This is a genomic window from Methanobrevibacter sp., assembly GCF_015062985.1.
Classification (GTDB): domain Archaea; phylum Methanobacteriota; class Methanobacteria; order Methanobacteriales; family Methanobacteriaceae; genus Methanocatella.
The window spans coordinates 1-9,431 of the sequence record NZ_SUTI01000032.1 but is presented as its reverse complement, the minus strand read 5'-3'; the positions used below and the strand labels follow the sequence as shown (position 1 = coordinate 9,431).

Annotated in this window: 12 protein-coding genes and 1 pseudogene; 2 read left to right on the top strand and 11 right to left on the bottom strand. The window is 35.7% G+C overall.

Features of this window, described 5'->3' with window-relative positions:
• The first annotated feature begins 276 nt into the window (after positions 1-276).
• Positions 277-834, top strand: a complete 558-nt coding sequence (locus E7Z77_RS09360; protein ID WP_292753371.1) for a LemA family protein — start codon at positions 277-279, stop codon at positions 832-834.
• A gap of 14 nt (positions 835-848) precedes the next feature.
• The gene (locus E7Z77_RS09355; protein WP_292753367.1) at positions 849-2,621 is read left to right on the top strand and encodes a DUF2207 domain-containing protein; all 1,773 of its coding nucleotides are present in this window, start codon (positions 849-851) and stop codon (positions 2,619-2,621) included.
• A gap of 21 nt (positions 2,622-2,642) precedes the next feature.
• Here E7Z77_RS09355 and E7Z77_RS09350 read toward each other — a convergent pair whose 3' ends face one another.
• The 11 genes and pseudogenes from E7Z77_RS09350 to rps5p form a co-directional block, all read right to left on the bottom strand.
• Positions 2,643-3,392, bottom strand: coding sequence for a hypothetical protein (locus E7Z77_RS09350; protein ID WP_292753364.1), 750 nt, complete (start codon positions 3,390-3,392; stop codon positions 2,643-2,645).
• Positions 3,393-3,449: 57 nt separating this feature from the next.
• Positions 3,450-4,415, bottom strand: coding sequence for an RNA-guided pseudouridylation complex pseudouridine synthase subunit Cbf5 (locus tag E7Z77_RS09345; protein ID WP_292753361.1), 966 nt, complete (start codon positions 4,413-4,415; stop codon positions 3,450-3,452).
• A 71-nt stretch (positions 4,416-4,486) separates the two neighbouring features.
• Complete coding sequence (locus E7Z77_RS09340; protein ID WP_292753358.1) at positions 4,487-4,708, bottom strand: 50S ribosomal protein L14e; 222 nt, start codon at positions 4,706-4,708, stop codon at positions 4,487-4,489.
• Positions 4,709-5,230, bottom strand: a complete 522-nt coding sequence (gene cmk / locus E7Z77_RS09335) for a (d)CMP kinase (protein WP_292753355.1) — start codon at positions 5,228-5,230, stop codon at positions 4,709-4,711. It lies immediately after the preceding gene.
• Positions 5,230-5,496, bottom strand: coding sequence for a 50S ribosomal protein L34e (locus tag E7Z77_RS09330; protein ID WP_292753352.1), 267 nt, complete (start codon positions 5,494-5,496; stop codon positions 5,230-5,232). The genes cmk and E7Z77_RS09330 overlap by 1 nt, the downstream gene beginning before the upstream one ends.
• Positions 5,497-5,614: 118 nt before the next feature.
• Entirely contained in the window at positions 5,615-6,193 is a 579-nt protein-coding gene (locus E7Z77_RS09325; RefSeq protein WP_292753349.1) for an EMC3/TMCO1 family protein, read from the bottom strand.
• 10 nt (positions 6,194-6,203) lie between these two features.
• Entirely contained in the window at positions 6,204-6,764 is a 561-nt protein-coding gene (locus tag E7Z77_RS09320) for an adenylate kinase (protein WP_292753346.1), read from the bottom strand.
• 43 nt (positions 6,765-6,807) lie between these two features.
• The gene (gene secY, locus E7Z77_RS09315; RefSeq protein ID WP_292753343.1) at positions 6,808-8,166 is read right to left on the bottom strand and encodes a preprotein translocase subunit SecY; all 1,359 of its coding nucleotides are present in this window, start codon (positions 8,164-8,166) and stop codon (positions 6,808-6,810) included.
• A gap of 31 nt (positions 8,167-8,197) precedes the next feature.
• Positions 8,198-8,635, bottom strand: a complete 438-nt coding sequence (locus E7Z77_RS09310; RefSeq protein ID WP_292753340.1) for an uL15 family ribosomal protein — start codon at positions 8,633-8,635, stop codon at positions 8,198-8,200.
• Positions 8,636-8,650: 15 nt separating this feature from the next.
• Complete coding sequence (locus E7Z77_RS09305) at positions 8,651-9,109, bottom strand: 50S ribosomal protein L30 (protein WP_292753337.1); 459 nt, start codon at positions 9,107-9,109, stop codon at positions 8,651-8,653.
• A gap of 12 nt (positions 9,110-9,121) precedes the next feature.
• Positions 9,122-9,431, bottom strand: a pseudogene (gene rps5p / locus E7Z77_RS09300) (30S ribosomal protein S5); the annotation flags it as partial.

Here is a 9,431-nt window from a genome sequence, read left to right as displayed (position 1 = left end):
GGATTTGAACCCAGGAGGGCTGAACGCCCACGAGATTTCCAGTCTCGCGCCTTACCAGGCTAGACTATCTCGGCATAAAATAGTTAGCAAATACTTGCACATCATATCGTCTAGAATAATATGATAAGATAATATATTTACTTACACCTATATAAAGGTATTGTTTAAAGATGATATTTTGAAAAAAAATAATATTTTCCCATAATAATTATTAATTTAAATCTAAAAGGCAAAATATATTTTTAATATAAATAAAGATATAAATTAGGTGATAAAATGGACCTTATATTAATGATAGTATTAATTATAGCAATCATATTTATTGTAGCAACAATTATACACATGTACAATAATCTCGTTGGACTTAGAAACCGCGTAAAGAACAGCTATGCGCAAATTGATGTCCAACTCAAAAGAAGAAACGACTTAATTCCGAACCTTGTGGAAACTGTAAAAGGTTACGCAAGTCATGAAAAAGGAGTTCTTGAAGAAGTTACTAAAGCAAGAGCAAATGTCATGAATGCATCTTCTGTAGAAGAAGCCAGTGCTGCAGACAATCAATTGACTGGAGCATTAAAATCATTATTTGCCGTTGCAGAAAATTATCCTGAACTTAAGGCAAACAGCAATTTCCAACAATTGCAGACTGAATTAAGCGAAACAGAGGATAAAATATCCTATGCAAGGCAATTCTATAATGATGTAGTAATGAAATACAACAATGCCTGCCAACAATTCCCAAGCAGCATTATGGCAAGAATATTTGGTTTTAAAGAAGAAAACTTCTTTGAAGCACCTGAAGCAGAAAGAGCAGTTCCTGAAGTTAAGTTCTGAATCGGAGAAAATATATGAATGTTAAAAAGGCATTTTGTATAATCTTCATTTTGATAATACTGTTATCAACAGTAACGCTCGTTTCGGCCAGTAACGATCGAAGCTACAGCATTGAAAATGCAATAATCGAACTGACTGTACAAAAAAACGGCCTGCTGCATGTAGAAGAAGAATACGATTATACATTTGACGGGGAATTTAATGGGGTTTATAGGGACATCCCCCTAAAATCCGGAGAGAGTGTGGAAAACATTAAAGTGTCTGCAATAGGGGCATATCCGATATTGAAGGTAAGTGATGAAAACGGACAAAAACATTTGAAGATTTATCTCTATTCCGATGCAGGACACACCAAAAAAATAAGGGACTGTTCAGTTGCCGTTCTGATTTCATATGACATGAAAAATGTCGTTACCCTATTCAACGATGTCGGAGGACTCCACTATAAGCTATGGGGAAGTGAATGGGACGTTGATGTTGGGCACTTGGATGCTACTGTTAACCTGCCTGGAAAAGAAGGAAATGAATTTTTCGTGAATCCTGATGAATACACTGCTAAAAGCAAATTATATGGAGACATGATAAGCATTGAATCCACACGCATTCCTAAAGGAGAATTTTACGAACTGGTAGCGTTAATGCCAAGTGATGACTTTGACGATGCTCCATATGCAAAGCATGAGAATATGAACGGCAGGGATATGATAGTCAAAAACGTGGAAGACAGCGTCAATGGACGAAACTTCTGGAACACAACCTATCTCGGTTTAGGATTGCTATCACTTTTCAGTCCTATTGGTGCGGCATTCACATACTTCAGATATGGTAGGGAACCGAAAGTTGATTATGATGGAATCTATGAAAGGGACTTGCCTACAAACGATCCGCCGGAAATAATCAATGCACTCATTGAAAACAAAAGTGATATCGGAAAACCTAACATAAAAGGATTTGAAGCGTCGATTATGAATCTTATTGACCGGAAAATATTAAAATTATTCACTGAAGAGGATGCCAGCAGCGGAATGAAAGACCTTATATTAACCTTCAATCATGATAAGGAAAACGAATTAAGCAGCAGCGAAAAAATCGTGTTTAATATCCTATCACATTTCGCAAGGGACAACACATTAAACCTGTCCACATTGAACGGCCAATTATCTTCAGAATCAGAAGCGCAATGGTTTGTCGACAACATTGGAAAATGGGAAAATAAGGTCGAAAGCAAGATAAAAAAACCGTACTACTTTGATGATACCGGTTCAACAATCAATGCATTTTTAGTGGCAGGAGGATTCGTATTCGGAGTTATTCTCATTATTTTAAGTTTTTTAACAAATCTTGGAAATGGATTATACTGTCTTGCAGGGGGAATATTCCTAATAATATTCTCATTTGTCCTCATGTTCCTCGATGAGGATATCATGGGAAGATGGACCGAAGAGGGCAGAGTCTTCTACCTCAAATGGGACAACTTCAAGAAGTTCTTAGAGGACAACAGTTTAATGGAAGAACACCCTCCAGAATCCATAGTCGTTTGGAAAAAGTACCTTATTTATGGTACCGCTCTTGGAGTAGCTGAAGAAGTCTACGAATCCATGAAACTGCAGGTGCCAAACATATCCGAATATGATGACGGCATATTCATGTATCACTATTATGGAGGATATGGCCTTTGGCATAGCGCATACAATACAAGTGAACATACAATCAATCCATCATCCGATTCCGGAGGATTCGGTGGCCTCGGAGGAGGATCAGGTGGTGGAGGTGGAGGAGCTTTCTAGCTTCCCACTAAATTCTTTTTTTTAAATATTCAAACTATCCACCGCATGAATCAATTCCAAGATGTGTTCATCCTTTACGTCCTGCGGAGCGAAGCTATACTCTTCAAAATAAAATGAGGGAATACCGTTTTCATTTAAGGGAACTGTCAAAAAGGGTCCGCTTGTTGTTGAATCCGGCGTGTAATATGAAATGTTTTGACACATTTGTGCAATCTCATTGGCATAGTCTACACTAAGGCCTTCCTTAACCGGACTGAACACGAATGTCCGATAAGGATATGCACCCACATTTGAATGAACATCAATAGCCAATTCATAATTTCCATTCCTGATTTCAGGATATACATATTCATAAGCAAGTTCCTGTCCGTTTTGCCTGCCGGGACTTTCTGAATCAGACAAGCCGTCACCATACTGACCCACATCCTTAGTCACATTAATTATATAGATGTCATAGCAATAGTTGAGGCCAGTCATGTTCGGAAGAATTTTGACCAGGGTTTCATGCACTTCATGTTCCAATGGATGAACACCAACAACATAGGCTATTCTTTTAGAATTGGGGTTTCCGACATTTTTAATAACTTCAACAGACCCCAAATCACTGCCGTTCATCTCTGAAGTGATATTTACACGATAGGCACCGCCGGATGAATTGCTTTGAGAATCTTCAATAGAATTAGTATTATATGCCATTATCATGACTGAAAAAATAACGATTAATGCCAGAATTGCAGCAATGATTATCCTCTTATTAAAAATAAGTACCACCTGAACTACTTTAAAAAATAATTTATTTCAGGCTCATATAAAGATATTGTCTCAAATCTACTTCCAAAGTCTAGGATATGTATCAGGTTTCATGAATACTTTGGAAACATTGACTGCAAAACCTGAATCTGATTCCAAAATCTCATTGGAATTCAATAAGGAATTTCCTGCTCCAACCAATTCCCCTTTAAGAGTTTCAATTGCAACAATATCATTCTTTTGAATGCTATCCGCTAAAGAAGCTATTCCTCCGCAGGCAAGATCGGCGCCGTGGCAAACCGCATCAACAGCAGAGTCCTTGATAACAATTTTCGGCAAGTAATCCGCAGCCCTTTCCATTGGCATTATAGCTTCACGCAGGAATGATTCATCGCCATCTTCTATCCAGAAATGATACGCATCGGTAACATCCTGCAGGGTTACAAGATTATTTTTTTCATTGAATGACCCTACCTGAGTTCTTCTGAGTTCAGCCATATGAGCTCCAACACCCAATGCCTCACCTATATTGTGGCAATAGGTTCTGACATATGTTCCTGCTTCACAACCTATCCTGAAAAGCACGTCTCTGCCTTCAATTTCATAGATTGTGGAATAGTAAATGTTACGGGTTCTCAATTCGCGCTTTACAGCAGACTTTACAGGTGGAAGTTGGAAAATTTTTCCAGTGAATTCTGCAAAGACTTCACGAATTCTCTCTTCAGGGACATCATGATGGAAAGTCAATAGACAGACATACTCTTTGGGAGCAGTCAAAAGCAGTTGAATGGCTCTTGTCGCATCATCCAAACCAACCGGCAAAATTCCAGTTACTTTGGGATCCAATGTTCCGCCATGCCCTGATTTTTCTATCGGCAAAATTCTTTTAACCCAAGAGTCTATTTCATGAGAAGTCGGACCGGATGGCTTGTCCAAATTGATTACTCCTTTGGAGATGTAATCTGTAATTTCCCTTTCTTCAGGCTTGCATCCGAAATCCTGAGAAGTAAAACTTTTTGATTTGGTTACCATATCAAACTTCATGAAAAAACCTTGTGTATTAATATAAAAAAATAGTTAAATAAAAAAAAGATATGAATAAATTAATTATTCATTTATAAGTCAGCTAAAGCTGCTTTGATAGATTCTGCATCACCGGAAACATCGATAGAATCTTCGGTTGGTTCTAAGTGAGCAATATTACATCTTCTGTTTTTTACAGCTTCACCAATTACTTCAACAAAGTTTTCATCGATAATTTCAACGATTGCACATTTTTCGCCTGCTTCTCTACCAGCAGTTTTAACACATACTCTACCTACTTCGATTGATGCCATTTATATCACCTTTAATGTTTGAATAATGATTTCTGATATGCTTTTTGGATCAAAGCTATCAGTATTTATAACTAAATCATAAACATCCATATTATTGATGTCAATATTATGGATTTCTTTGTATCTTAAAGCTTCACTTTTTTCACGAGTAATAATCTCGCTTTTTGCTACTTCAACAGACTTTTCTTCCCTTTTAGCTATTCTTTTGGAACGTACATCAAAAGGAGTCATTAAACAAATCTTCAAATCCGCATTATCAACAAAAAATGCTGATAATCTGCCTTCAACAATTAAGTTTTCTGCTGATTTAGCCTTTAAAGCTTGTCTTTCATCTATTTCCTTATCAATATCGTCATTACCTTCGGCAAATTCACTAAATTCAAGAACACTCATTCCATGCTCCGCAGCCATTTCTCTAAAAATGAAACCCGCAGAGATATATGGAATCTCCAATCTTTTACTTAACTCTTCAGCAAGGGTAGTAGTTCCAGTTCCAGCTAATCCGCCGATAGTAATTATCATTATTTTCTAGCCTCGTTTTTGAAATGTTTACGAGCACAACTTGAGCATAAGTACCCACCGAATGGACGGTTAGGTCTTTTAGCTGTTTTTGATAATTTTCCAATTTCATATGGACGTCCACGAGGAACTCCATGTAATACTGCACCACACTCAGCACAAACATGCTTAGATGGTTTTTTCTTTTTATATCTTAAAACATTTTCTCCACCAGGAGTGTTTTTATGAATTCTTTTATATGATCTTGATCTAAACCTATTTGCAGGCATATAATCACCTTTAATAATAATTTAATAAAATATCTAATAATTGTGTAATAGCGTATTCAATATAGAATACTATAATATATATTTCTTCTTATTAATAAATGTATAGTTAAAAGTTGATTTAGAACCCTTGTTTGAATCCTAAGAATTTTCTTAAGATTTGACTCATACCAAAAGTACAAATCATATACCATAACAACCAACCAATACCATATGGGATAGTTGCTTTACCACCATACATTACGCTTCCTAATGCATGCCAAATCGGAGTTAATGTAACCCAATATACAGTTTGAGGTAAAATTACAACTAAATTGTGAATTGCAGAAGATCTCATCCAGAAAAATATTAAAATAATCGGAACAAAAGTCACAAACATTGGTTTGAACTGTTCTGACATCATTGCAGTCTGGTCCTTCATCATTTCAGCCTGTTTAGCCTGAAGTTCTGCAATTTTTTTACCGTCTCCTCTTTTTTGAGCATCCCTAAGTTCCTTATTAAACTCTTGCATAGCTTTTTGCTTTTCATTTAATGCATCCTGATCCACCAGATATTTATTGGCTATTGTGGTAATCAATGAAACAATAAATGCAATAATTAAAACTGTTAAAGCTGGATTAGCTGGATTAGGATCTATGGCAAGAATCGGATTGAAAATTGCATTCAATGCGCCATAAATCGGTCCCATTATATCAACCATAATTATACCCCTATAAATTTAAAACATCTACTAACTTAGAAACTGATGAATTTAAATGATTATCATGATTTTCAACAATTTTGACAGTAGCTCCTGTTAATGTAGCATAAGCCATAGAAGTTGCCCTGTTCATTTCTTGATGTAATTTAATTTCTTTTGCTTTTTGAACATCTCTTTGACGAGTTTCATCGTTTAATCTTCTGTAAATAATCTCATCAGGATTTGCTTCAACTAATATGAAACGATCTGGTTGTAATTGTTCCAATACCCAAATTGGTAAACCCGGTAAGAACCCGGATGGAGTATTGATAGTACAATGAGTATCGACAATAACATTATCATTTTCAGATCTTTCTTTAATTTCTTTAGCAGCCTTAGCTTGAATTTCTTTTTGAGTTTCAGCTGGTAATTTTCTTAAAGAATCCCTATCTTCCACAATGTTTTCTTTAATAGCAATTTCAGTCATTATGTCACCGTAATTTAAGTGCACATAATCAACTTCTTCAAGTGCTTTATTAAGTAATGTTGTACTTCCAGAACCTGGAATACCTGTTAATACTACTAATTTCAATTTAATCCCTCTGTTAATGTTAAAAAGAAAAGATAGGAGAAATTTAATCCCCTAAGAATTTTCTAAGAAGTGGATTTGCTGACATAAGTTGTTCTTCAGCCATTTCTTCATAAAGTTTATGAATAATACCTACAGTAAGCAATACACCAGTACCTCCACCTAAAGCACCGGTCAAATCTGCAAGGAACGCAATAAGACCTACATAAACACCACTGATAATGGTGAGAGCAGGAATATATTTCTTTAAAATTTTATACAATTGACGTTTACTACTTCTGAAACCAGGAATTTGGATACCTGAGTTATAAAGTTGTTCTGAAATCTTTTTAGCATTTAAACCACTGATTTCAACCCATAGATATGAGAAGAATATACAACATGCAATGAAAAATATTGCATAGATGAGAACATGAATCGGTTCTGTTACAAACATCCCTAACTTTGGAGTAGATAAAAGCCAAGCAATACCATCAACTGGTTTTCCTGCATCAATATGTCCTAAAATAGGGAAACCAATTTTCTGGAAAATATTTGCAAATAAAGTAACGTTTACAAGTAATGCACTTGTTAAGATAACCGGCATGTTACTTGAATATACGAATTTCAAAGGATATTTACCGACGGATCCTCTTATTCTACCATGACCTCTGACACTACCATGGGAAATAGGAATTTCCACTCTCATAGCTTCACCATAAAGAACCACCATAAATACAATAATTGTGGCGATTAATGGGATTAAAACTGAAAAGTCAGGACGGCCAGCTGCAGCCATTTGGATAAATTTAGGGAGGATACCTGCAAATAATCCATCAGATCCATGAAGAATACTGAATGTACCTACAATAATCGCTTGACATACACCAGCAGCAATGAATAAACCAATACCACTACCAAAACCCCATTTTGAAACAACTTCATCCAGATAGATGATGATTATAGCACCCAAAACAAGTTGAACAATTAATAATAATGTATATGAACCGTCTATAGGAAGTAAGTTACCAGTTAATACCAAAACACTTGCTTCAAATACAGTGAAAACAATAGATAGGATTTTTTGAGTAGCTTGGAAATGAGATTTATCTTTATGTGAAGACAAATCCAATTCTAAAAGATTTGAACCAACTAATAATTGCAAAACAATTGATGCAGTAACAATAGGACCAATCCCTAAAGCAAGGATTGAACCAGCACTTCCAGCCATTACAGCTCTTAATTGAGCGAATGAATCGATAGCGTTTGGAGCTAATCCGTACAATGGAATTTGAGTTAATATAAAGTATAAAACTAAAACTAAACCTGTCCATTTAAGTTTTTCATTGAAATCTTCTCTGTGAACAGGAGATTTAACTTCAGGAACAACCTTAAAAATTGGTTCTAATACTTCTAGCGCAGACATTTTATTCCTCAATAAATAAAGAGAATAAAAGCTATAACTCTATAGCTTCTCCTCCTAATTCTTCAATTTTTTCAATAGCGGATGCTGAAAATTTAGGTGCTGAAATTTTGAAAGTTTTAGAGATACTACCTTTAGCTAAAACTTTGTCATATCCTAATTCAGTTACATCGATAACAATAGCATCTCCATCTTTGGATGCTTTACCGCTTGCAATTAAATTATCAGCTTGTTCTTCTAAGTAGCTTAAATTAACAGCATTAACTTTTTTAATCATTTTTTGAGGTCTTTTAAAACCGTGTTTACCAAAGTGGTCAGGATCGTGGATTACAGTCCAGGTCCAGTGTTGTTTACCCATACCTGCTTTTCCTTTACCACCTTTGTTACCTGCACCTCTACGTTTTTTGGTACAGCCTCCACCGTTAGATCTAGAACCTCTTTGTTTGTTAATTTTACGTTTTGTTCTAATCATAAATATACACCTGATTTAAAGCATTCTTTTTGCAAGATCTTTAATTTCTTCTCCCCTGTAACCTAAAGATCCACCTTCTTTTACAGATAAACGGATGTCTTCGTATCCTTTTCTTGGAGGGTGTAAACGGAATACAGGTTTAATTCCAACATCAGCTAATTTAACTTTTGAATCGATAAGAGCACTAGCTAAATCAGCAATGTCCTTATAATCAGTATTTTCAGCAACGTATTCATCGGTAACTTTTACATTACCTGGGAGTCTACCTCTTTTAGCAATGATTGCTGCTAAAGTTTCAGCATCAATTTCACCCCAAGTGATGTAGTCCTTAGCTTTTTGAAGCATACCTTCATAACTAGGATTTTCTTCAACGATTACTGCGTGGCTGATTCTGTTAAGTCTTAACATGTCTAAAGTGTCAGCAATATTCTTAATGACACCAGTAGTTCCTCTTACTCTAATAACCAAAAACATAGTAATCACCATCTAGTAATTGACTCCCATTTTTTTGAGGTCTTCTTTGGTAGCTTTTACATTACTTAATTCTTTTAAAGCATCAAATACTGCATTAGCAAAGTTAACAGTGGTTTGGGTTTGTCCGAAAGTTTGAGACCATACATCACGAATTCCAGCAAGTTTTAAAATAGTTTTACCAACATCACCAACAACTAAACCTACACCTGCAGGAGCTGGCATTAAGGTAACACTTACACTACTGGTTTTACCTTGTACTTTGAAAGGTACGGTGTGTTCTCTTCCACAAACACAACCCCAGTCTCCACAACCTCTTCTAACT